Annotated in this window: 22 protein-coding genes, 3 tRNA genes and 1 pseudogene; 10 read left to right on the top strand and 16 right to left on the bottom strand. The window is 38.8% G+C overall.

Translation table 11 applies throughout. From position 1 onward, the window contains the following. Position 1: 1 nt before the first annotated feature. Complete coding sequence (locus tag I6852_RS07225; RefSeq protein WP_197291959.1) at positions 2–622, top strand: bifunctional 4-hydroxy-2-oxoglutarate aldolase/2-dehydro-3-deoxy-phosphogluconate aldolase; 621 nt, start codon at positions 2–4, stop codon at positions 620–622. A 74-nt stretch (positions 623–696) separates the two neighbouring features. Continuing rightward, entirely contained in the window at positions 697–1,569 is an 873-nt protein-coding gene (hcpC, locus tag I6852_RS07220; RefSeq protein WP_127919467.1) for a Sel1-like repeat protein HcpC, read from the top strand. A 235-nt stretch (positions 1,570–1,804) separates the two neighbouring features. Here hcpC and I6852_RS07215 read toward each other — a convergent pair whose 3' ends face one another. The 4 genes from I6852_RS07215 to I6852_RS07200 form a co-directional block, all read right to left on the bottom strand. Continuing rightward, the gene (locus I6852_RS07215) at positions 1,805–2,557 is read right to left on the bottom strand and encodes an SDR family oxidoreductase (protein WP_197291960.1); all 753 of its coding nucleotides are present in this window, start codon (positions 2,555–2,557) and stop codon (positions 1,805–1,807) included. 17 nt (positions 2,558–2,574) lie between these two features. Further along, on the bottom strand, positions 2,575–4,110 hold the full coding sequence (locus I6852_RS07210) for a hypothetical protein (protein WP_197291961.1): 1,536 nt from the start codon (positions 4,108–4,110) through the stop codon (positions 2,575–2,577). A gap of 437 nt (positions 4,111–4,547) precedes the next feature. Then, positions 4,548–4,623 (bottom strand) — tRNA-Ala (locus I6852_RS07205). Between the two features lie 14 nt (positions 4,624–4,637). Beyond that, a tRNA-Ile gene (locus tag I6852_RS07200) sits at positions 4,638–4,714 on the bottom strand. A gap of 115 nt (positions 4,715–4,829) precedes the next feature. On the opposite strand from I6852_RS07200, the gene galE reads away from it, so the two are divergent. Continuing rightward, complete coding sequence (gene galE, locus I6852_RS07195) at positions 4,830–5,864, top strand: UDP-glucose 4-epimerase GalE (protein ID WP_197291962.1); 1,035 nt, start codon at positions 4,830–4,832, stop codon at positions 5,862–5,864. On the opposite strand, the gene truA is transcribed toward galE, so the two are convergent. Genes truA through I6852_RS07175 form a run of 4 tightly spaced genes read right to left on the bottom strand, consistent with a single transcriptional unit; the run spans position 5,858 to position 9,310 of the window. Beyond that, positions 5,858–6,586, bottom strand: coding sequence for a tRNA pseudouridine(38-40) synthase TruA (gene truA, locus I6852_RS07190; protein WP_197291963.1), 729 nt, complete (start codon positions 6,584–6,586; stop codon positions 5,858–5,860). The two genes, galE and truA, sit on opposite strands and share 7 nt — an antisense overlap. Next, the gene (locus I6852_RS07185; protein ID WP_197291964.1) at positions 6,587–7,624 is read right to left on the bottom strand and encodes an LptF/LptG family permease; all 1,038 of its coding nucleotides are present in this window, start codon (positions 7,622–7,624) and stop codon (positions 6,587–6,589) included. It lies immediately after the preceding gene. Positions 7,625–7,645: 21 nt separating this feature from the next. Continuing rightward, entirely contained in the window at positions 7,646–8,275 is a 630-nt protein-coding gene (pcm, locus tag I6852_RS07180) for a protein-L-isoaspartate O-methyltransferase (protein ID WP_197291965.1), read from the bottom strand. 9 nt (positions 8,276–8,284) lie between these two features. After that, positions 8,285–9,310, bottom strand: coding sequence for a ribonucleotide-diphosphate reductase subunit beta (locus I6852_RS07175; RefSeq protein ID WP_000453983.1), 1,026 nt, complete (start codon positions 9,308–9,310; stop codon positions 8,285–8,287). Between the two features lie 198 nt (positions 9,311–9,508). Here I6852_RS07175 and I6852_RS07170 point away from each other — a divergent pair. Continuing rightward, positions 9,509–9,593: transfer RNA gene (locus I6852_RS07170), tRNA-Leu, on the top strand. Between the two features lie 36 nt (positions 9,594–9,629). Here I6852_RS07170 and pseC read toward each other — a convergent pair. The 6 genes from pseC to accB all read right to left on the bottom strand — a co-directional run bounded on the left by pseC (position 9,630) and on the right by accB (position 14,904). Further along, complete coding sequence (pseC, locus tag I6852_RS07165) at positions 9,630–10,757, bottom strand: UDP-4-amino-4,6-dideoxy-N-acetyl-beta-L-altrosamine transaminase (RefSeq protein WP_197291966.1); 1,128 nt, start codon at positions 10,755–10,757, stop codon at positions 9,630–9,632. Continuing rightward, on the bottom strand, positions 10,754–11,353 hold the full coding sequence (locus I6852_RS07160; RefSeq protein WP_197291967.1) for a Laminin subunit alpha-2 precursor: 600 nt from the start codon (positions 11,351–11,353) through the stop codon (positions 10,754–10,756). The genes pseC and I6852_RS07160 overlap by 4 nt, the downstream gene beginning before the upstream one ends. Positions 11,354–11,445: 92 nt before the next feature. Further along, positions 11,446–11,994 carry a hypothetical protein gene (locus I6852_RS07155; protein ID WP_000362791.1) on the bottom strand — a complete coding sequence of 183 codons (549 nt, stop codon included), beginning with the start codon at positions 11,992–11,994 and terminating at the stop codon, positions 11,446–11,448. Beyond that, positions 11,994–12,956, bottom strand: a complete 963-nt coding sequence (locus I6852_RS07150) for an SAM-dependent methyltransferase (RefSeq protein ID WP_108271561.1) — start codon at positions 12,954–12,956, stop codon at positions 11,994–11,996. Before I6852_RS07150 ends, I6852_RS07155 begins: the two co-directional genes overlap by 1 nt. A 92-nt stretch (positions 12,957–13,048) precedes the next feature. Beyond that, the gene (locus I6852_RS07145; protein ID WP_025449271.1) at positions 13,049–14,416 is read right to left on the bottom strand and encodes an acetyl-CoA carboxylase biotin carboxylase subunit; all 1,368 of its coding nucleotides are present in this window, start codon (positions 14,414–14,416) and stop codon (positions 13,049–13,051) included. Positions 14,417–14,421: 5 nt separating this feature from the next. Beyond that, positions 14,422–14,904, bottom strand: coding sequence for an acetyl-CoA carboxylase biotin carboxyl carrier protein (accB, locus tag I6852_RS07140; RefSeq protein WP_001053767.1), 483 nt, complete (start codon positions 14,902–14,904; stop codon positions 14,422–14,424). A gap of 123 nt (positions 14,905–15,027) precedes the next feature. Here accB and dcd point away from each other — a divergent pair, with 123 nt between their 5' ends. Continuing rightward, complete coding sequence (gene dcd, locus I6852_RS07135; protein WP_000523107.1) at positions 15,028–15,594, top strand: dCTP deaminase; 567 nt, start codon at positions 15,028–15,030, stop codon at positions 15,592–15,594. 216 nt (positions 15,595–15,810) lie between these two features. Beyond that, the gene (locus I6852_RS07130; RefSeq protein ID WP_197291968.1) at positions 15,811–17,904 is read left to right on the top strand and encodes a porin family protein; all 2,094 of its coding nucleotides are present in this window, start codon (positions 15,811–15,813) and stop codon (positions 17,902–17,904) included. A gap of 23 nt (positions 17,905–17,927) precedes the next feature. Here the strand turns inward: I6852_RS07130 and I6852_RS07125 are convergent, their stop codons facing one another. Together I6852_RS07125 and I6852_RS07120 are read right to left on the bottom strand one after the other, a co-directional pair. After that, entirely contained in the window at positions 17,928–18,608 is a 681-nt protein-coding gene (locus I6852_RS07125) for a 16S rRNA (uracil(1498)-N(3))-methyltransferase (protein WP_197291969.1), read from the bottom strand. After that, on the bottom strand, positions 18,609–19,040 hold the full coding sequence (locus I6852_RS07120) for a hypothetical protein (RefSeq protein WP_180402842.1): 432 nt from the start codon (positions 19,038–19,040) through the stop codon (positions 18,609–18,611). Positions 19,041–19,095: 55 nt separating this feature from the next. On the opposite strand from I6852_RS07120, the gene hemH reads away from it, so the two are divergent. The 4 genes and pseudogenes from hemH to I6852_RS07100 all read left to right on the top strand — a co-directional run. Then, the gene (gene hemH / locus I6852_RS07115) at positions 19,096–20,100 is read left to right on the top strand and encodes a ferrochelatase (protein WP_197291970.1); all 1,005 of its coding nucleotides are present in this window, start codon (positions 19,096–19,098) and stop codon (positions 20,098–20,100) included. A gap of 76 nt (positions 20,101–20,176) precedes the next feature. Further along, positions 20,177–20,848, top strand: coding sequence for a SoxW family protein (locus I6852_RS07110; protein ID WP_197291971.1), 672 nt, complete (start codon positions 20,177–20,179; stop codon positions 20,846–20,848). Between the two features lie 8 nt (positions 20,849–20,856). Next, a complete protein-coding gene (locus I6852_RS07105; RefSeq protein WP_197291972.1) occupies positions 20,857–23,667 on the top strand; it encodes a cytochrome c biogenesis protein in 2,811 nt (936 codons plus the stop codon). Positions 23,668–23,676: 9 nt separating this feature from the next. Continuing rightward, a pseudogene (locus I6852_RS07100) lies at positions 23,677–23,892 on the top strand (glycosyltransferase family 10 domain-containing protein); the annotation flags it as partial.

Below are 23,892 nucleotides of genomic sequence, written 5' to 3'. Positions count from 1 at the left end.
AATGCAAGATAAAATAATAGAGGTTTTACAAATTAGCCCCATTGTCCCTGTGGTGGTGGTTGAGGATATAAAAGACGCTGTGCCTTTAGCGCAAAGCCTGATAGAGGGGGGTATTCCAATCATAGAAGTTACTTTGCGTTCCAGTTGCGCTTTAGAAGCCATAGAGCTTATCGCTAAGAATGTGCCAAAAATGCGCGTGGGCGCTGGCACGATTTTAAATCCCACTCAGTTAGAGCAAGCTCAAAATAGGGGGGCAGAGTTTTTGATTAGCCCGGGCCTTACGATAAAGCTTTTAGAACACGCAAAGAAAAAAAACATGCCTTTAATACCTGGGGTTTCTAGCAGTAGTGAAGTCATGCAAGCTTTAGAATTGGGTTATAACGCTTTGAAATTTTTCCCGGCAGAGTATTGCGGGGGCGTTAAGCTTTTAAACGCTTTTAATGGCCCTTTTAAAGGGGTGAAATTTTGCCCCACTGGGGGGATTAGCGCAGATAACATGCGTTCTTATTTGAATTTAGAAAATGTTTTGTGCGTGGGGGGGAGTTGGCTTACCCCTAAAGATTTAATTCAAAACAAAGAGTGGGATAAGATCACAGAAATTTGTAAGAGGGCGTTAGCTTAAGATAACAAAGAGATCATGGCATTTTGTATTTGCTTAATAACACTATAATAAAATTTTTAATAAGGAGATACATCATGTTAGAAAATGTCAAAAAGTCCTTTTTTAGGGTTTTGTGCTTGGGTGCGTTGTGTTTAGGGGGGCTAATGGCAGAGCAAGACCCTAAAGAGCTTGTGGGTTTGGGTGCAAAGAGCTACAAAGAGAAAGATTTCACTCAAGCTAAGAAATATTTTGAAAAAGCGTGCGATTTGAAAGAAAATAGCGGGTGTTTTAATTTGGGGGTGCTTTATTATCAAGGGCAGGGGGTAGAAAAGAATTTGAAAAAAGCCGCCTCCTTTTACGCTAAGGCTTGCGATTTGAATTACAGCAATGGGTGTCATTTGCTAGGGAATTTATATTATAGCGGGCAAGGCGTGTCCCAAAACACCAACAAAGCCTTACAATACTACTCTAAAGCGTGCGATTTGAAATACGCTGAAGGGTGCGCGAGCTTAGGGGGGATCTATCATGATGGTAAAGTGGTTACTAGGGATTTTAAAAAAGCGGTGGAGTATTTCACTAAAGCGTGCGATTTAAACGATGGCGATGGTTGCACGATATTAGGGAGCTTGTATGATGCAGGCAGAGGCACGCCTAAAGATTTGAAAAAAGCGCTCGCTTCGTATGACAAAGCTTGCGACTTAAAAGACAGCCCGGGGTGCTTTAACGCAGGGAATATGTATCATCATGGCGATGGCGTGGTAAAGAATTTTAAAGAGGCTCTCGCTCGTTATTCTAAAGCATGCGAGATGCAAAACGGCGGAGGGTGTTTCAATTTGGGGGCTATGCAATACAATGGCGAAGGCGTAACAAGGAATGAAAAACAAGCCATAGAAAACTTTAAAAAAGGCTGTAAATTGGGCGCTAAAGGGGCGTGCGATATTCTCAAGCAGCTTAAAATCAAAGTTTAGTTTGAATAAGGCTTGATCAAACAGCTTTAAAAGGCGAAATTTTAGGGGGTTAGGGGATTTAAAAGGAGGTTTTAGGGGAGTAGGGGAGAATAATTTCAAAATACTTCCTATCCCCTTAAGATAATGAGCTTAAAATAAAGCAACCAAAATTCTTTTTTTTTAAAACTTAAAGAGTCGTTAAAGTTTAAAAAAACCTTAAGTATTTAACTAAAACAAAGCCTTTATTTAAAACCCCTTAAGGGCTTTTATGGGTGGGTAGGGGAGCGAAAGTTTGGCTTATGGGCATGATTTCTATGCGGTTGATATTGACATGTAGGGGTTGTTCGTAAATCCATAGCACGATGTTAGCAATATCTTGTGGTTTGAGGTAAAGGGTGTTTTCATAGACGGATTGGGCTTTGATTTTATCGCCCTTAAAACGCACCATGCTGAATTCGGTTTCGCCGCACAAACCGGGTTCAACATTACTCACTCTAATGTTAGTGCCAGCCAAATCCGCTCGCAAATTTAAAGAAAATTGCTTCACAAACGCCTTGCTCGCTCCATAGACATTCCCTCCAGGATAGGCGTAAGTGCCAGCAATAGATCCAAGATTGATGATAGTCCCATGGTTATGCTCTATCATAGAAGGCAAGATCAAGCGGGTGAGATGCAACAACCCCTTGATATTCGTGTCTATCATGATTTCCCAATCGTCTAACTCGCATTCATAAGCCTTGTTTAAGCCTAGCGCTAAACCGGCGTTATTGATTAAAGCGTCAATGCGATCCGTCATGGAAAAAATAGTCTCTATCGCTCGCTTAGTTTCAAGCTTGTTTTTAAGATCAAAACACAGGGGAATGAAATGCTTGGGGTAAGCGAGTTGCAATTTTTGTAAATTCTCTTTTCGCCTCCCTGTGCCAAAAACCACATGGTTTTTTTGTAAAAACGCCTTAGCGATTTCTAACCCAAACCCTGAAGTCGCCCCGCTAACTAAAATGTGTGCCATTTCTATCCTTTAAAATTTTAAAAAAGCCCCTTAAGCCCTTTTTCAAGCTTTTCTTTGAGCTTATCATCTTTAAGCAAATGATCTAAACCTTTTTTAAGTGTGTCGTTTTTTAGGATTTCTTTCAAGCCTTGTTGCAGGTTTTGTTGGATGGCTTTTTCGTTTAAAATGAGGGAAAATTTTGGCTGGTGCATGTTACCTTGAAGTTTCATTTTAAAAACGAATTTTAAGATTTCCGCATCCATGAGCATGTCCATTTGTTTGGTGTTTAAATCCAATAAGCCGTTATGGATTTTCAATTGGGTTTTGGGGCTTTTTAAGCTGAGACTAGAGAGCAAGCGTTGCTGGTTGATTTGGCTTACCAGATTAGCATCGTTATAAATTTCTTTAGTAATATCAAATTTAGAAATGGAGTAGAGGAAATCGCTGAATGCATTTTTGAGGAATCTTGCGTTTTTGAGATTGGCTTTCAATACGCCTTGCTTGGCACTAAGATCATAATCCAAGTTAGCGTCTGCAATGGATTGGAAAAACTTAGGGTAATGGAATAAATCTAAAGCTTTTAAAGTGGAAATATTGGAAAAACGGGCTTTCAAATCTTTATTTAAAAGCGTGAAATCCAGTGCGCCGTCTAATAAATTTGAATGGCCGCTGACTTTTAAGAGCTTGGGGCTTTGCTCTATAGTGCCTTTTAAAGTCAAACTCCCTTTTAGGGGGTGGTTGGTAATGTTTTGGAGTTTGGCTAGATTGGGTATTTCTAAAGTGTAGGGGGCGTTGAGTTTTAAAACAGAGAAAAGATATTCGCTTTTTAGGGCCGTGAAATTAACTAAAGGGCTAGTTAGGGTGGTATCGCTGATGGCTTTGTTTCCTTTAAAATCGCTTGAATGCGAGAGGCTGAAAACAAGCGTGTCTTTAAGGTTTAAATGAAAAATTTGATTGATTAGGGCGTTATTGATTAAAGCGTTATTAGCTGTTAGGATCAAATGCCCTTCTAAAGGCTTTAGAGAGTTAAAATCCGCCTGTAAGGACACTTTTGCGTTCGCATAAGCGGGGCGATTGATTAAATAAAGCAAATCTTCTAAATTGGCGTCTTGTGCGTTCAAACTTAAATGAGAAAGCTTGAAATCATCTAAAAGGGCATTGTAGGCAGTGTGGGATTGAGCGACATTAGAGACGCCTTGAATCACAAGGGCTTTTCTATGCCCTTTGATATTCCCAGAAGTAACAATGGCCCCCCTTAAAGGGTAGGGTATCCATTCTTTGAAAGAGTATAAATTTTTAATATCTATATGGTAATTCAAATCCACGCTTTGCTTTAAAAGCGAGAAATCCCCCTTAAGAATGAGCGTGGAATCATCGTTAGCTTGAGCTTCAAAGTCTAAAGAGTTGAATCTCAATTTAAAGGTTTTAACGCTCAAATAACGCTCGTTCGGGTTGATTTTTTTCTCTATATACGAAGCGATGATTTTATTCCCCCATTCTGTAAAAAGGATAAGATAGGTTGTTAAAAGGCCGATTAAAAGAAGCGCGAGTAGGGTATAAAGAATTTTTTTCATGTTTGTTTGTCCTTGAAATAAATTGAATAGAATATATTAGCTTGTTTTGTAAGGGTTTCTAACATTTTTTCCATGCTCTAACGAAAGGCTTGAATTGAGCCAATAAAGAAAGAATGGGGCGCTCAAAACCCACAATTTAGTAACAACACGCTTACAATCATTGAAAAACTCAAAACCCTAAAATTTTAAGCCCCTTAGAACAAATATAAGCCGATAAAGCCGCCAAAGATAGAAAGCGAAAGATTACAAGGCAAAAGAGATTTTGTGCAATATAAAGAACAAAGCAAACAAAAAATCTAAAAATCTCAATCCAACTCAATCTTCCATCAAGGAGTTTTAAGTTAAAAGACTTGCGGCGTTAAACAAGGACGATTTAATCGTTTAGGATTTTCTCAACCAAATGATTGATAAAAAGAAAAAATTCAAGGAGAAAACAATGGTGGAGAATAGCGGGATCGAACCGCTGACCTCCTGCGTGCAAAGCAGGCGCTCTCCCAGCTGAGCTAATTCCCCAAAGGTTGTAAAAATGGTGGGCTTAGGAGGAGTTGAACCTCCGACCTCACCCTTATCAGGGGTGCGCTCTAACCACCTGAGCTATAAGCCCTTTAAAGCCAATAAAGATGAAATTATAGGTTAAACTTTCTTAAAAAATCCTTAAATAATAAATGGGATTAAGATGTTATAATACTCGTTATTTTTTCATTTCAAAAGGGGTTTTTATGGCATTATTATTCACAGGGGCGTGCGGGTATATAGGCTCGCATACCGCAAGGGCGTTTTTAGAAAAAACCAAAGAAAACATCGTCATTGTAGATGATCTCAGCACCGGTTTTTTAGAGCATCTCAAAGCGTTAGAGCATTATTACCCTAAAAGGGTTGTGTTTGTTCAAGCCAATTTGAATGAAACGCAAAAATTGGACGCATTTTTGAATAAGCAACAATTAAAAGATCCCATTGAATCTGTCTTGCACTTTGGGGCTAAAATCTCAGTAGAAGAATCCACGCGCTTGCCTTTAGAATACTACGCCAACAACACGCTCAACACTTTAGAGCTTGTCAAACTTTGCTTAAAACATGCAATCAAGCGTTTTATTTTTTCTTCTACGGCCGTGGTTTATGGCGAGTCTGATTCTAGCTTGAATGAAGAAAGCCCCTTAAACCCCATTAATCCTTATGGAGCGTCTAAAATGATGAGCGAAAGGATTTTGTTAGACACTTCTAAAATAGCGGATTTTAAATGCGTTATTTTGCGCTATTTCAATGTGGCTGGAGCATGCATGCACAATGATTATGCCACCCCTTACACGCTAGGCCAGCGCACGCTCAACGCCACGCATTTAATCAAAATCGCATGCGAATGCGCGGTGGGGAAAAGGAAAAAAATGGGGATTTTTGGCACTAACTACCCCACAAGAGATGGCACTTGCATTAGGGATTATATCCATGTAGATGATTTGGCTAACGCGCATTTGGCGAGCTATCAAACCCTTTTAGAAAAAAATAAGAGCGAGATCTATAATGTCGGCTACAATCAAGGCCATAGCGTGAAAGAAGTGATAGAAAAGGTTAAAGAAATCTCAAACAACGATTTTTTAGTGGAAATTTTAGACAAACGACAGGGCGATCCAGCAAGCCTTATTGCCAATAACGCTAAAATCTTACAAAACACCCCTTTCAAACCCCTTTATGACAATCTAGACACCATTATCAAAAGCGCTCTAGATTGGGAAGAACACCTTTTAAGATTTCAATAATACACCCTGTGCAAATACAAGCCATTAGCCATTATGGGCGTTCTTATAGTGGCTTTGAGATTATGGATTTGCGCTTGAATTTCAGCGAGCGTGATTTTTTCTAGTGAATATTGAACGCATGCTTGAATGATCAAACGCACGCTGGAGCGTAAAAACGCATCGCCAATGATTCTAAACACCACGCACTCATGCCCCATGATAAAGGCTGTATAAGCCAAAGCGTTAAAAATGATGCGATTAGGATTGGTTGTAGCGCCGCCTTCTTTTTTAAACATGGAAAAATCATGCTTGCCTGTGAATTGCTTTAAAGCGGCATTTAATAAATCTAGTGAGCCATAATCCCCACAAGCGATATAAGGCGCTAAAAAAGGCGTTTTTAAATTCTTCGTCAAAAGGTAACGATACGCTCTTTTTTGAGCGTCAAAACGCGCATGGAAGTTTTTTTCTTCTAGTTTTTTTAAGACAATGTGCGGGGCGAGTTTGGGGGCTAGATAATAAAATAATTTAGAAGCGCTCCAGTGTTTTGGAGCGTGAAAAGACAGCGCTTGGTTGTTCGCATGCACGCCTTTATCCGTGCGCCCGGCCGCTATGACTGTGCTTTTAATCCCTAGCGCGTTTAAAGCGCCCTCTATTTTATCCTGAACGCCGAGTTTGTTAGGCTGTTTGGCATAGCCTAAAAAATACGCCCCATCATAAGCGATAGTAGCCTTAAAACACCGCATTTAATAACGCTTTAAAATGAATTTTCTAAACAACAAATAAGAGCCAAACGCCCAAATAAAGGGGAAGAAAAAAGTCATCAAAAACAAATCCGTAGAAATCACATGCACCATTAAAAAATAAACCCCAACCGCTCCAAGGACATAGAAATAACTCCAATTCGTTTTGAATCGCGGGTTGGCGATGCCAAATAAGGGGATTAAAAACACGCTCGCTAAAGGGAATAAGGAAACTAAAATCGCTTGAGAAAAACGGCGTTTTTGATTTTTATTAGCGTTTTTACCAAAGGCTTTTTTCCAATAACCTAAATAATCCGTGCCTTGCAAATAAGCCGCATCATTAGAATTGAAAGACTTGAGCTTGTTACGCAAATGCAATTCTTCAAAATCAACTTTACGCATTTTATCGCCTTGAGTGAAATACGCATGCCCTTTGTATAAATTCAATTCAAACACGCTGTTTTGATTGTTGATATTGCCTTTTTGGGCTAGAATGAAGCTTTCTTGAGAGAGGCTTTTATTAGAAAAAAGCACCAAATTATCATAGGAATTGTTTTCAGTCTTATCCACATACACGAGCCAATCGCCTAATTTTTGCCCGAATTCACCCGCTCTGATGTTAATGTCAATCTTGTCCTTTTTTTGACGCAAAAACCCGTAATAAGCGCTCTTAGAGGTGGGGATTAAAATGAGGGAAAACGCTAATAAAATCGCGCTCACTAACAAACTTAAAGGCACAAACGCTTTAGTCATTTTTTTAGGCGAAACCCCTAAAGAGAAAAAGACTAACAATTCATGGTCATAGCTAAGCCTTGAAAGCCCTAAAGCGCAAGCCGCAAAAAAAGTGATCGGCAAAATAAAAAAAATGGTTCCTGGCAAGGAATACAAAAAGAGTTGCACTAGATCTAAAAAGCTCACTTTAATCACGAGCGTTACGCTTGCAATACTGATTAATAACACGATAGAGGAGATAAAAAATAGCACTAAAAAGAAAGAGAAAAAGACTTGCGAAACCGCCATGAAAAGATAGTGTTTAACCATGCTTTAATCTTTTTTCATTCTTTATTGCACCCCATCTACAACAGGCACAAACGAGCATTTTTCTAACACTTTTTGGACGCGCAAGGCGTTATTTTGCTTCACAAAGCGTTTGATCACTTGCTCGTTATTTTCTTGAATGGGCGCGACTAATATCCCACCTTCTTCAAGCTGATCAATAAGCGCTTGAGGGATATTTTTAGCGCAAGCAGAGAACAAAATCCTATCATAGGGGGCGTATTGATCCCAGCCCTTGTTCCCATCAGCGAATTTAACATGAACGTTGTCTAAACCGAGAGTTTTAAGGCGCAAACGCGCTTCTAAATACAAGCTTTCAATCCTTTCAACGCTAAAAACGCGCCTGAAAATTTGAGACAAAACCGCCGCTTGATAGCCGCTCCCGCAGCCAATTTCTAGCACGCTATCCACATGATCGATTTCTAAATATTGCGTCATTTTAGCCACGGTTAGGGGCGAAGAAATGTATTGTTGCGCTTGCATAGAAAGCGCGTTTAAAGTGTAGGCAAAATGTTTAAAAGGGGCTGGCACAAAAACCTCCCTTTCAATGCTCTCCATAGCCTTTCTCACTTTGGGGTGTAAATTGAAACGCTTATGGATTTCTTCACACATCAAATGGTTTTTGATACTATTCAAACAAACCCCTTAAAAATCATCAAAACTCACGCTCCCTTTAGCGTAATTGCTCACCCTAGCTTCAAAGAAATTGGAGCGTTGCTCATTGAAACTTGAAAAGCTCTCTACCCATTTAATGGGGTGTTGGACGCCATAAACTTTAGCGATACCCACCTTACTCAAACGGCTATCCGCCAAAAACTGGATGTATTGCTCAATCAAGCTGGAAGTGAGCCCTAAAATCTTGCCTTGCGTGATATAATCCCCCCATGAAGCTTCAATTTCTACCGCTTTTTTAAACATTCCTATGACTTCATTAATCAATTTTGGCGTGAATAGATCCGCTCTTTCATTCCTTAAAGCGTTGATCATGTTTTGGAATAAAATCAAATGCGTTACCTCATCTCTTTGGATAAAACGAATCATTTGCGCTGAGCCTAGCATTTTACCGCTCCTAGCCAAAGTGTAAAAATAGCTAAACCCGCTATAAAAATAAATCCCCTCTAAAATCTGGTTCGCAAAAAGCGCTTTGAGAATGTTTTCTTCTGTAGGGTTTTTGGCTAATTCCATATACACTTGCGCGATATAATCGTTCTTGCTTTTTAATTGCATATCGTTACGCCACATGTCATAAATCTCTTCAGTATTGGCACTAATGCTTTCCACCATCACCGCATACGCATGGCTGTGTAAGGCTTCTTCATAAGCTTGACGCACCAAACACAAATTGATTTCGGGGCTGGTGATAAAGGGATTGACATTATCAATTAAATTATTGGTTTGCAAGCTATCCATAAAAATGAGTTGCGCTAAAGCTCTGTCATAGCCGATCTTTTCTTCTGCGCTTAATTTCAAATAATCTCTTTTGTCATCGTTCATGCTCACTTCTTCAGCAAACCAAGTGTTAGCGAGCATCGTTTTCCACAAATGATCCGCCCATTGATACTTGATTTTATTCAAATCAAACATGCTTGTAGGATTACCCCCAAAAATCTTTCTTTCATTCACACTTTCTGTAGAATCGGGGTTATAAATTTTCTTGCGTGAAACTTCCATTGTGTTCCTTAATTTCCTTAAAACTATCTAATGATATAGTCTTGTTAGAATACCTTAAAAGAATTTAAAACTCCCTAAAGCCAGAAAAAACTCCAAATTTTAAAAAACTTCAATTTTTCAGTATTTTTAAAGGATTAAAAAGCTAAAATACTGCTTCTTTATTTTCTACTTCTTAATGCATGCGATGGCGTGCGGTGTGCGGAAGTGGCGAAATTGGTAGACGCACTAGACTTAGGATCTAGCGCCGCAAGGCATGAAGGTTCGATTCCTTTCTTCCGCACCATTCTTAATGATTAAAATTTGAAGCCCTAAATGAAACTCAATCTATTTTAAAACCCTCAAAAGTTTTTAAAACGCCATGAGCGATCGCTTTGGCGTTCTCTAAATTTAAATTCGCATGACAAGGCAAGGAAATTTCAGCGTTATAAAAATCCTCCGCGCTTTTTAATGGGGCTGTATTGAAGAGCTGTTGATACAATTGGTATTGGTAAATGGGCTTGTAATGCACTTGGGCTAAAATGCCACGCTTGTGTAAATTTTCTAAAATGAGTTTTTTGCATGTAAAAAATTTTTGGCGCATTAAAATAGGATAAAGGTGGTTAGAACTTTGGTGTTTTAACAAGGGGTGTAGGGGGGTGAAATAAGGGTTATCTTTAAAAATCTCATCATAGGTTAGAGCGATTTCTTCTCTTTTTTGCATTAAAAGGGGGGCTTTTTTAAGTTGGCTCAAACCCAAAGCGCTTTGGATTTCGTTCAAGCGGAAGTTATACCCTACGCTTTTGACTTCGCCTTCAAAAAAATCTTTTTTGATCATGCCATGAGAGCGAAACGATTTCATTTTTTCATGCAATTCGCTATTGTTAGTAACGACCGCTCCCCCCTCAGCCGTGGTGATAGGCTTAATGGCATGGAAACTGAACACGCTCGCTAACGCAAAGCCTCCTACTTTTTTGTTTTGATACTCGCTCCCTAAAGCATGCGAGCTGTCAGAAAGAAAACTCAAAGAATGTTTTTTGCAAAGCTTTTGAATGCTTCCTATTTCTACGCTTTTACCGGCATAATCCACGCTCACTATGGCTTTGGTTTTTTTAGTAATGAGCTTTTCTAGGGCCAATTCATCTATATTGCCATCGTTTTTGACTTCAGCAAACACGGGTCTATAACCACTCTCTAAGAGCATGTTAGCCGTCGCTACAAAGCTTATAGGGGTGGTGATTATTTCATTGCAATCAGCGTTAAAATCGCTAAAATTCCTATAGAGCGTTAAAAGGGCTGAAGTCGCGCTGTTAAACACTAATGCATGCTTAACGCCCAAAAACTCGCACAAAGCTTCTTCAAATAAGAGAGAGCGTTTGCCTTGCGTGATCTGTTTGGAATTTAAAACCTCTAAAACAGCCTTTTTATCTTCTTCATCTAAACAAGGCTCGCTATAAGCAAACAATTTCAAGCGAGCAAGTCTTGCAAGCGAGATGGGGTGATCTTGCTTGTGTCATGGACATCTTGGAATTTTTGAGCGTTCAGTCTTGTTTTATCTAAGGTGTTGTATTCCTTGTTCAAATGATTCGTTTCAGCGAGCTGTTTTTTCCACTGGTGCAAAGAGTTTTGAATGTTTTCTTTCTCACTTTCTAATGATTTTGAAAATTTCTCCAAAGCTTTCGTGTCGTCAATATCAATATTGCTAGGGAGTTTCAAACCATCGTTGCCTGATTTTTGGTTGAAAGAATCAATCGCTTTGTCCAAACGGCTTTTAAAACGCTCAAAATCGCTTCGATCTTTTTCATTATTGTGAGCGTAAGCTTTAGAAATCCCCACCAATTCTTTAGCGTCTTTATCCATGCCCTTTAAGCTTTTGAGACGGCTTTCTAAATCCCCTATGGCTAGGTTATCCTGCTTAGCTTGTTTGGCCAATTTGATCTTTTCATCATTCTCTGAAAGATTTTGAATTTCCTTATTTTCTTCTTTTCTTGCGTGCGGACTAACCCTTTGGGTGTGGTAATCCCTCATTATCAAAGACGGGTTATAATGATTTGAAATCTTAGACATCCTATCCTCCACTTCATTTTATTTCTTAAAGACAAGATAAGCAAACTCTATTCCTAAAAACATTTTGATCCACTCAATTCTATCTAAAAATATTAATCTAACCCTAAAACCCTTTCTAACTCTTTGATGAGGTTTGTAATTTCTTTCAATTCTTTAATATTGAGAGTGAGCTTATAATTGACTTGATTATCAGGATTCATTGGCACTAATTGCTTTTTAAACTCATTTTGTTTCATAAAGTATTTTCTTTCTTTATGAATGTAATGGATTTCATCTTTTTTAAAAATTCTATAAAGCAATTGGTCTTCGCACACTCCTAAGCAAATCAAAAAATCATAGTTATATCGCGGGTTTATGCCATTGAACTGAAAAGTGTTGTTGGTTCTGCCTTTTCGCGCTGTTTTAACTTCAAAGGACACACCGCTTTTTGTCATAATATCGTATTCATCATGAATAATGCCATCATTGATCACTCCATCTATAGCGTTAAGCACGCTTTTTAAAAACTCTTCGCCAATCTGCCCTATAGCGTTGGCTTCAAAATCTCTAATTTTTGAAAAAATAGCGTTGTAATCTTGCCCTAAATTCAATTCTTTATGTTTTTTTTCAATAATTTTTAAAAAAGTTTGTTCTAAGTCCATCAATTATCCTTTAAACTATCCAAATGATCATGTAGGGCTTGAAAAATATGGCTTTTGCCTAAATGATAGCAAGAATTAGTCGCTAAACTTGCGTATTTTGTCCAATCAATTTCTTTGAATAGTTTTTTTAATTTAGCGTTTAAAACCTTGTCAGCGCTAGTGAATACCACAGCAATACCAGATTGATACTTAACTTCCTCAAAGTTCTCTACAATTTGTGTGCTTTTATAAAAAGTTGATGAAATGTAAAAGGATGCTTTTTGATTAAAAATCCACTCTTTACCGCATTCTCTGTTTTTAGCCAATGAAACCGTGAAAACCTTGATATATTCGCTAAAGGGTTCTTTATGGCGATTCTTATACCAAGAAAATTCACTTTTTTTGTTTTGATGCTTTTTGCTCCAAATTTGAAACACGCAATGCACATCCACTTCTTTATTTTTAAAATCTATAAACGCATTTTTTTCTAAGCGTTCGCTATAAAGCAGATTCAAACCTTTCACACGATATTTAATAGAGCCTTTTCCTTGACTTTCAAAGAACATGGGTAGGATAAAACACACAAAATCACAATTTCTAGCATGGTTGATAAATTCTAACGCCATAACCCCACGATGCCCAAAAGGAGGGTTGCCCAAGCAAATCACTTTTTGATGTGTGGGCAATTTATAATTTAAAAAATCGCATTGAATAAATCCATCTCTTTTGGGTTCAATGTCTATACCAATGCGTCTATTTTTAGGAAATAAGTCATAAAACACCCCATCGCCTGCACTTGGCTCTAAAAAAATAAAGTCATCTAGATTTTCGTATTTTTTAATCACTTCACAAGCTTTTTGAAAGCATTTTAAAGCCACACTAGGTTTAGTGAAATACTGATCTAGAACATTGCTAGAATTTTCTTTCATCTCATTGCCATTGACATAGCGTTTAGGGGTAATTTCTTTAAACAAGGTTTGCATGAAAAAACTTTACTATAAAACCATAAAACTTAATGCTGACTTTTTCTGATCGTTTAAAATCCTTAAATCATGCTTAAGAAAATCCTTAAAACCTAAAAATTCTCTTCTAAATACTTCGTGTGGATTTTTGCTTGCCTGAAATCCGCATTTTCAAGCATTTCAAGGTGGAAAGGAATGGTCGTTTTAATGCCCTCTACTTTAAACTCCTTTAAAGCCCTTTTCATTTTAGCGATCGCTCTTTCTCTGTTTTCGCCCCACACAATAAGCTTGCCAATCATCGAATCATAGTGCGTAGGCACGACATAATTGGCATGCGCGTGCGAATCAAGGCGCACATTCACCCCACCAGGGGCGATCCATTCGGTGATTTTACCTGGGCTTGGGTAGAATTTTTTAGGATCTTCTGCAGTGATTCGGCATTCTATCGCATGCCCTTTGAGAGAAAAGCTTTCTTGCTTGGGCAATTTTTCGCCTTGAGCGATTTTAATCATCCATTCAATGAGGTTTAACCCGCTCACCATTTCGCTGATGGTGTGTTCCACTTGCAAACGAGTGTTCATCTCCATGAAATAAAAATCTTTCATGTTGGAATCGAGCAAAAATTCAAAAGTCCCAGCCCCCACATAGCCGATATATTTAGCGGCCTTGATCGCTGTTTCTAGCAAACGCTTACGAACGCCCTCTTCTAAAACCACTGCCGGGGTTTCTTCAATGAGCTTTTGCTGGCGTCTTTGCACCGAGCAATCTCTTTCACCCACATGAATGACATTGCCATGCTTATCGGCTAGAATTTGGACTTCAATGTGCTTAGGCTTGTTGATGAATTTTTCTAAATACACGCTCCCATCGCCAAACGCGCTCAAAGCTTCCGTTTCGGCGGCTAAATAAAGGTTTTTAAGCTTGGATTTATCTTCTACGACACGCATCCCCCTTCCGCCCCCACCAGCGGCCGCTTTAATGATGACAGGGTAGCCGATTTTATCAGCGATTTCTTCAGCTTCTTGATAGCTTTTAAGCAACCCTTCACTGCCCTCAATCACAGGCATGCCGGCTTCTTTCATCACGCTTTTGGCTTTGGATTTATCGCTCATTAAAGCCATGACTTTCGCGCTCGGGCCAATAAATTCTAAAGAATGGTGCGAGCAAATCTCTACAAAATTCTGATTCTCGCTCAAAAACCCATACCCGGGGAAAATCGCATCCGCCTCAAACAATTCTGCTGCGCTGATGATCGCAGGGATATTCAAGTAACTCTCGCTGGATTTGGCCCCCCCTATACACACTTTTGCGCTAGCCGTATTGAGGTAGTGGGCGTCCTTGTCAGCGATAGAATAAATGGCTATGGATTCTTTACCCATTTCTTGAATGGTTTGGATCGCTCTTAAAGCGATCTCGCCTCTATTAGCGATCAAAATGCGCGAAAGCTCTTTTTTTTCTACCTTTTTATTTCCTTTATTCATGGGTTTTAAAGCTTTTCCACTTTGATGAGTTTCGTGCCGTATTCTACCGGCTGAGCGTCTCCCACTTCAACAGAAACCACCTTGCAAGGGTATTCCACTTCAATTTCATTCATGATTTTCATCGCTTCTACAATGCCCACGATTTGCCCTTTTTTAAGCGTATCGCCCGCTTTGACATAAGGCTCAGCCCCAGGGGAGGGTGCATGATAAAAAGTGCCTACCATAGGCGAAAGCACGAAATCTTCTTTTTTATCCACAATAGGGGTGCATACCATAGGCACAGGGGTTTGAGCGCTTGGCATGCTCGCTTCTACCATGATGGGGGCTTGGATGGAGGCTTGAGAATGAGCGGGATTTAGTGCATTTTTTTTCGCATAAGCGGATTCTTTATCCAAAACCAGTTCAAAATGCTCATGCTTTAATTTCAAATGCCCTAAATCAGAAGCTTTAAATTCTTTGATCAACTCTTCAATTTCAGAAAGGTTCATAACGATCTATTCCTTATATTATTTTAAAATATGCCACAAACACATCATCTTACTAAGCGTTTTTAGCAAAAAATTATTGTTATAATAACATAATTATTAACAAACTTTAAAGGCTTTGTGCGTATGGGATTGAAAGCGGATTCTTGGATTAAAAAAATGAGTTTAGAGCATGGCATGATTAGTCCTTTTTGCGAAAAGCAAGTCGGTAAGAATGTGATCAGCTATGGTTTGAGCAGTTATGGGTATGATATTAGAGTGGGGAGCGAGTTCATGCTCTTTGATAACAAAAACGCTTTGATTGACCCTAAAAACTTTGACCCTAACAACGCGACTAAAATTGATGCGAGTAAAGAAGGGTATTTTATCTTGCCCGCTAACGCGTTCGCTCTAGCCCATACGATAGAGTATTTTAAAATGCCTAAAGACACTTTAGCGATTTGTTTAGGCAAAAGCACTTATGCTAGGTGTGGGATCATTGTGAATGTTACGCCTTTTGAGCCGGAATTTGAAGGCTATATCACGATTGAAATTTCTAACACTACTAATTTACCGGCTAAAGTCTATGCCAATGAGGGGATTGCGCAAGTGGTGTTTTTACAAGGCGATGAAGTGTGCGAGCAAAGCTATAAAGACAGAGGCGGTAAGTATCAAGGGCAAGTGGGCATCACTTTGCCTAAAATTTTGAAATGACAAAAAATTAAAGTTGGAATAATCTAACTCCATCAAACTTTTTAATCCCTCTATCCATTCCCATAACAATTAAAGCCTTTCTTTATCAAATATTATTCGTTTTTTAATACAAACGATACCGCAATTTCTCAAAAATGTATTATAATAAGAAACTTCAGTCTCTATTGAGTTACAAACTCTTTGAGAGCAAAACGCTAAACCATTTAGGAAATTATCATGCCAAAACTCGTTAGCAGAACGATTTGTTTGTCCTTAATTGGCTTGTTCAACCCTTTAGAAGCCTTTCAAAAAAACCAAAAAGACGGCTTTTTTGTAGAAGCCGGGTTTGAAACCGGGTTATTAGAAGGCACACAAACTAAAGAACAAACAATAACCCAAAACACCCAAAAAATCTATGAAAACCCCCTAACCCACCCCCAAATTAAAGAACAACCCAAAGAACAAAACAAAAGCGATACAGCCACCCCACAAAGCGTCTATGGGAGATACTACATCCTCCAAAACACCATTTTAGAAAAAGCGACTGAGTTATTCACAGCGGCTAATATTAATGGCAACGGCTTAACTTTTTATTCTCAAAGCCCTGTGTATGCGAATATGGTTAATGGGAGCGTAACCATACAAAACTTTCTGCCTTACAATTTAAACAATGTTGAACTGAGTTTTAAAGACGCTCAAGGCAAGGTGGTCAATTTAGGCGTGATAGAGACTATCCCTAAGGATTCTCAAATCATTCTGCCTGCAAGCTTGTTTAATGATTCAGAATTTGAACAAGCTGATAGCTTTAATTACCAACAACTTCAAGCCACTGCCACACAATTTTCTGATGCTAACACGCAAAGTTTGTTTGAAAAGCTCAGCCAAATCACGACCAATGTAACGATGAGTTATGAAAACGCCGATACTAACAATTTTAAAGGTAATTGCCATGATTGTGTGTCAGATTTCACCCCACAAACCGCAGAAGAATTGACCAATTTAATGTTGGATATGATTGCGGTGTTTGACTCTAAATCGTGGGAAGAAGCCGTTTTAAACGCTCCTTTCCAATTTTCTAACAGCCCATCAGAGTGCGGCTCTGACTTTCCTAAGTGCGTGAATCCTTTCAATAACGGGCGTGTCGCTCCCATCTATGAAAAATACGTGCTAACCCCACAATCCGTTATAGATGCGTTTAGAAGAACGATCAATCTTGAAGTGAATATCCTAAAATCAGGGTTTGTAGGGCTAGGGTATGAACTTGATGATAATGATGGTAATCTGGGGATAGAAGCTTCTGCATTAAATCCCGAAAAATTGTTTGGTAAAACTTTGAACAAAGTTGATATTGTGGAATTAAGAGACATTATCCATGAATTTAGCCACACTAAAGGCTATACGCATAATGGGAACATGACTTATCAAAGGGTGCGTTTGTGTCAAGAAAACGGCGGAGCTATACAAGAATGTGAGGGTGGGAAAGAAGAATTGGTCAATGGAAAAGAAGAACTAAAATTTACAAACGGAAAAGAAGTAAAAGATCAGGATGGTTACACCTATAATGTATGTTCTTTTTATAAGGACAACCACCAAGTCTATACAGCGGGCAATTACCCCAATTCCATTTATACGAATTGCGCTCAAGTCCCTGCTGGGCTTATAGGGGTTACCACCGCTGTTTGGCAACAGCTCATCAATCAAAACGCCCTCCCCATCAATTTCGCTAATTTGAGCAGCCAAGCCAACTATTTAGACGCCGGGTTGAACGCAAGAGCTTTTGTTGGCTCTGTGTTTAATGCGTTCAATCAAAGCTTTTCAACTTCTAGCGCCCAACAATCTTTTAGAAGCCCTATTTTAGGGGTTAATGTTAAAATAGGTTACCAACATTATTTCAACGACTACATAGGGTTAGCCTATTATGGCATCATCAAATACAACTACGCTCAAGCCAACGATGAAAAAATCCAGCAATTAAGCTATGGTGGGGGAATGGATGTGTTGTTTGATTTCATCACCACTTATACCAATAAAAAGCAAGGCAATCTAACTAAAAAAGTTTTTGCTTCCTCTTTTGGGGTGTTTGGGGGGTTAAGGGGCTTATACAATAGCTACTATGTTTTCAACCAGGTCAAAGGAAGCGGTAATTTAGATATAGTTACCGGGTTTAATTACCGCTACAAGCATTCTAAATATTCTGTAGGCATTAGCGTTCCTTTAATCCAAAGCGGTATTAAAATCGCTTCTAATAATGGCATCTATGCGGACTCCGTTGTTTTGAATGAAGGGGGCAGTCATTTTAAAGTGTTTTTTAATTACGGGTGGATTTTCTAAGATTTAAAACCCCCAATAACCCCCTAAACTTGCACGACACTCGCCACAAACACGCATGCACTCTCAGATTTTAGCACCATATCTAATGGGATGCGATAAATTTTGCACTCTTTAAAATATTCTCTTTCTTGTCCGCTAAAGCCCCCTTCAGGCCCTATGATAACGCCCTTTTCAAAACCCACGCTTGCGGGTAAGGTTTCGCCCTTAAAATCCAAAACGCTTGCCTTTGGGTAAGCTTTTAACACCTCTTTAGTGTTTGAAAACACTTCCAATTCCATTAAAGCGCTCCTACCGCATTGCTCGCAAGAATGAATCAAAATCTTTTGAAAGCGCTCTAATTTGGTGCTGTCTATTTTTTCATTGCGTTGGCTAAAATCCGCATAGAATAAACTCAACTTGCTCACGCCTAACTGGTTTAAAAAGGGTAGAATTTTTTCAATGCTTTTGATTTCAATCACGCTTAAAATCAAATGCGTTTTTTTACTAGCCATAACCTCTAACGCTTGCGCGCCCACTAGCCTTAAAAGGGCATGTTTTTTAGTGATTTGTGCATGCTCATAGGTGTATAAAAAGCCGTCTTTTAAATTTCTTAAATCCAAACGACTCGCACTTTTGACGCGTCTTGATCGGTATAAATGCGTATAACTCTCGCCTTCTATTTTTAAAACAGGCTCTTTGGCTAAAGGGTGATAGACAAAACGCATTCAAAGGCCCATTAACACAACAATAAGAATCGTTTCTAAAAAATACAGGATTTTAGCCTTTTTAATATACGCTTCCATCCTTTCTTTTTTAGTGATAGCGAATTTCACGCTTTTATGGCGTTTGATTTCTGCTATAAGCATCAACAACAGCCCTAAAAGCATGACAACAGCGCTAAAAGAAAATTCAAATTGTTGCATCGCCCAAATAAAAATCCCGCTCAAAAGAGCGATGCTTAAAAGAATGTAAATCGCTGGCATGACAAGATAGATTTTTCGGTTTAATTGGATAAAGTTCTTTTCTTTAAAAAGGGTGTAAAGATTGATTATAAAGGCTAGGGCGAGCAAGGCGGCAAAAAAGGCATGGATAAGCAAGGATTGAGCCATCACAGAAGAATCTTGTGTATTTAATGCTTGCAAACTCATCTCTAACATTAACTTCTTTCTAACGATTTATTTTTTATTAATCGTTTTATTTTAGCATGCACTAATGAATTTGATCAATGAAAAGCTTAATAACTTAGAAAATAACGCTACAAAATCCCCTAAAGAAGCGGTCATTCTTTTGAATATGGGAGGGCCTAACAGCCTTTATGAGGTGGGGGTGTTTTTAAAAAACATGTTTGATGACCCCTTTATCCTTACCATTAAAAATAATTTTATGCGTAAAATGGTGGGTAAAATGATCGTCAATAGCCGCATAGAAAAATCCAAAAAAATCTATGAAAAATTGGGAGGCAAATCCCCTTTAACGCCTATCACATTCGCCCTTACAGAGCGTTTGAATAAATTGGATCCTTCTCGCTTTTACACTTATGCGATGCGTTATACCCCCCCTTATGCGTCTATGGTCTTGCAAGATTTAGCTTTAAAAGAGGTAGAAAGCCTGGTGTTTTTTTCCATGTATCCGCAATATTCTAGCACCACCACCCTTTCTAGTTTCAATGACGCTTTTAACGCCCTAAAAGCTTTAGAAACTTTCCGCCCTAAGGTGCGGGTAATAGAGCGTTTTTATGCCAGTAAAAAGCTTAATGAAATCATTTTAAACACGATTTTAAGCACCCTAAACAACCGCAAAAGCCAGGATTTTGTCTTAATCTTTTCTGTTCATGGCTTACCTAAAAGCGTTATTGATGCAGGCGATACTTACCAGCAAGAATGCGAACACCATGTGAATTTGTTAAAAGAGTTAATGCAACAAAAAAATATTTCTTTTAAAGAAGTTTTACTCTCTTACCAATCCAAGCTAGGGCCTATGAAATGGCTAGAGCCAAGCACTGAAGAACTGATAGAAAAGCACCGCAAATCTCATATTATCATCTATCCTTTGGCTTTCACGATTGATAATTCTGAAACGCTCTATGAATTAGACATGCAATACCGCTTGATGGCAGAGCGCTTGGCGGTTAAAGAATATTTGGTTTGCCCATGCTTAAACGATTCCATAGAGTTTGCAAAATTCATTATTGAACAGATTAAAGATCTCAAGGAATAGTAAAATGTGCAATAAAAAAGCGATTATTGTAGTAAGATACTTAGTTTTCAAACCCATTAAAAATAAAGGTTATTTCATGTTTTCACTTTCTTATGTTTCCAAGAAATTTTTAAGCGTTTTATTATTGATTTCGCTATTTTTAAGCGCTTGCAAGTCCAGCAATAAAGACAAATTAGATGAAAATCTTTTAAGCTCCGGTTCTCAAAGCTCCAAAGAATTAAATGATGAGCGAGACAACATAGACAAAAAGAGTTACGCTGGTTTAGAAGATGTTTTTTTAGACAATAAGTCTATTAGCCCCAATGACAAATACATGCTTTTAGTTTTTGGGCGTAATGGTTGTTCCTATTGCGAAAGGTTTAAAAAAGATCTCAAAAATGTCAAAGAATTGCACGACTATATTAAAGAGCATTTTAGTGCTTACTATGTCAATATCAGCTACTCCAAAGAGCATAATTTTAAAGTCGGCGATAAGGATAAAAATGATGAAAAAGAAATCAAAATGTCTACAGAAGAATTAGCGCAAATTTATGCCGTCCAATCCACCCCTACGATTATTTTATCCGATAAAACCGGCAAAACCATCTATGAATTGCCCGGCTATATGCCCTCTACGCAATTTTTAGCGGTGTTGGAATTTATCGGCGATGGGAAGTATCAAGACACGAAAAACGATGAGGATTTCATCAAAAAATTAAAGGCTTACATCAAATATAAAACCGATCTTTCTAAAAACAAATCTAGCTAAGAAAACGCATGAAAAGCCTTAAGAGCTTGGTTTATTTTTTGTTCGGTTCTTTTTGGGTCGCTATCCCTTTAATGGCGCTCTATGCCTTAGCGTGCGCGATAGCCACTTTTATAGAAAACGATTACGGCACGAGCGCGAGTAAGGCGATTGTGTATAACACCCCTTGGTTTAATTTCTTGCATGCGTATTTATTGGTGGTTTTAATAGGCACATTCATCAATTCCAAAGCCTTAGAGCGCAAAAGATACGCAAGCCTTTTTTTCCACAGCTCCTTGATTTTAATCATTTTAGGGGCAGCCATCACGCGCTTTTTTGGAATAGAAGGGCTTATGCATGTGCGAGAAAATAGCGCACAAAGCTCTTTTGAAAGCGCGGACACTTACCTTAATATCACTCTTAATGACACCACTAAACTTTCTTTAAAAACGCCTTTTACCTTTTATTATTCCAAACGATTAAGGCCCATTCATGCGACTTTAGATCACAAGCCTTTAATTTTAGAACCCTTAGAGATTTACAAGCAAAACGCCATTAAAAAAGATGACGCTGCTATTTTAGTGTTAAAAGCGACTTATAACGGCGTGAGCCACAAATTCAACCTCATCAAAACCAACAGGAATGAAGGCATAGAAGAAAGCGAAATGTTTAAAGACGACAAGCTCTCTTTAAGTTTTGGATCCGCTTACATTGAATTGCCTTTTCAAATCAAACTGAAGCGTTTTGAATTAGAACGCTACGCTGGCTCTATGAGCCCTTCATCTTACGCTTCAGAAGTGGAAGTTTTGAAATTGGATAACACCTTGATCAAGCCTTATAGGATCTTTATGAACCATGTTTTAGACTATGAGGGCTATCGCTTTTTCCAATCTTCCTATGACACGGATGAAAAAGGCACGATCCTTTCTGTCAATAAAGACCCGGGTAAAATCCCCACTTATTTAGGGTATGCGATGCTTATTTTGGGGGCTTTGTGGTTGCTTTTGGATAAGAACGGGCGTTTTTTAAAGCTTTCACGCTTTTTAAAATCCCAACAAATCGCTAGTTTCTTGCTCGCTTTAATTTTAATCAGCCCTCTTACTCCCTCGTTCGCCACTGAGGCTCCAATTGACATGCATGGGGGCAAAAGCGCTAAAATAGAACGACAAAATGTAGAAAATTCCGCTAATAAAGAGGATTCTAAAAGCGCGATTTTAGAGCGTTTGAAACATTTAAGAGAATATTCTAAAGACCACTTAAAAGCCTTTCAAAGGCTTCAAGTCCAGGATTTTGACGGGCGTATCAAACCTCTTGATACCATTAGCATTGAATATATCCATAAGATTTTAAGGAAAGATGATTTTCAAGGGTTAAACGCCATGCAGGTGCTTTTAGGGATCATGTTTTTCCCCAATGATTGGCGCAGTATTAAGATGATTTACACTTCTAATAAAGCCTTAAGAAAGCTTATCGGCACGCCTTTAGACGAGAGCCGTATCGCTTTTAGAGATGTGTTTGATAGCCGTGGGTATAAATTAAAAAATCTTGTTGAAGAAGTCAATCAAAAATCCCCCAACGCGCGCAACGAGTTGGATAAAGATGTCTTAAAAGTAGATGAGCGAATCAACTTAGTCTATACGCTTTTTAGCGCTCAATTTTTACGCGTTTTCCCTAGCGATAAAACCACCGCTTGGCTCTCGCCCATTGAAGCGATCAACAGCCCCAATAAAGAAATTTCAAGCGTGGCAACGGGGTTTTTAAAAAATATTTTTAACGGGTTTGATGACGCTTTAAAAACCAATCAATGGGATAAAGTAGAAAAAACCCTAAAAGATTTAAGCATTTACCAACAAGAGCATGCCAAAAACCTCTATTTACCCTCTTCTAAAGTGGATTCTGAAATTTTTTTAAACCACACCAATTTTTTTAACAGCCTGACTTTGCCTTATATCCTTCTAGGGTTATTGCTTTTTATCGTTGTGATCAGCTCTCTTGTTAAAAACACGATTCCAAATATTTGGCTCACTAAAATCCTTTATATCGCTATCTTGCTTTGCGCGATCGCTCATTCTATGGGGCTTGTTTTGCGCTGGTATGTGAGCGGGCATTCGCCTTGGAGCAACGCTTATGAGTCCATGCTTTATATCGCATGGGCTTCTGTTATCGCAGGGTTTGTTTTACGCTCCAAACTCGCGCTATCGGCCTCTAGCTTTTTAGCCGGTATCGCGCTCTTTGTGGCCCATTTAGGCTTTATGGACCCTCAAATTGGCCATTTAGTGCCGGTGTTAAAATCCTATTGGCTCAATATCCATGTTTCTGTCATCACCGCCAGTTATGGCTTTTTGGGCTTGTGTTTTGTGCTAGGGATTTTAAGTTTGGTTTTGTTTATCTTGCGCAAACAAGGGCGTTTCAATTTAGACAAAACCATTCTTTCCATTAGCGCTATCAATGAAATGAGCATGATTTTAGGTCTGTTCATGCTCACGGCTGGGAATTTTTTAGGCGGGGTGTGGGCGAATGAATCTTGGGGGCGCTATTGGGGGTGGGACCCCAAAGAAACTTGGGCGTTGATTTCTATTTGCGTCTATGCTTTGATCTTGCATTTGCGTTTTTTAGGCTCTCAAAATTGGCCCTTTATTTTAGCGAGCAGCAGCGTGCTAGGGTTCTATTCGGTTTTAATGACTTATTTTGGCGTGAATTACTACCTTTCTGGCTTGCACAGCTATGCCGCAGGCGATCCCTTGCCTATCCCTACTTTTTTATACTTTTTGGTAGCGATACCTTTTGCTCTCGTGATCTTGGCGTATTTCAAACGCCATTTGAGTTTGCCGAAATTAGTTTAAGGGATAAAAATGTTCCAGCCCTTACTAGACGCCTTTATAGAAAGCGCTTCCATTGAAAAAATTATCTCTAAATCTCCTCCCCCCCTAAAAATCGCTGTGGCGAATTGGTTTAACGGCCCTAAAGAGTTTAAAGCGAGCGTTCTTTATTTCATCCTAAAACAACGCTATAAAATCATTCTCCACCAAAACCCCAACGAATTTTCAGATCTCGTCTTTGGCAGTCCT

Source organism: Helicobacter pylori, from assembly GCF_015904775.1.
GTDB lineage: Bacteria > Campylobacterota > Campylobacteria > Campylobacterales > Helicobacteraceae > Helicobacter > Helicobacter pylori_DM.
Note: the sequence above shows the minus strand (reverse complement) of the source record. Positions and strands in the feature narration are given on the sequence as shown.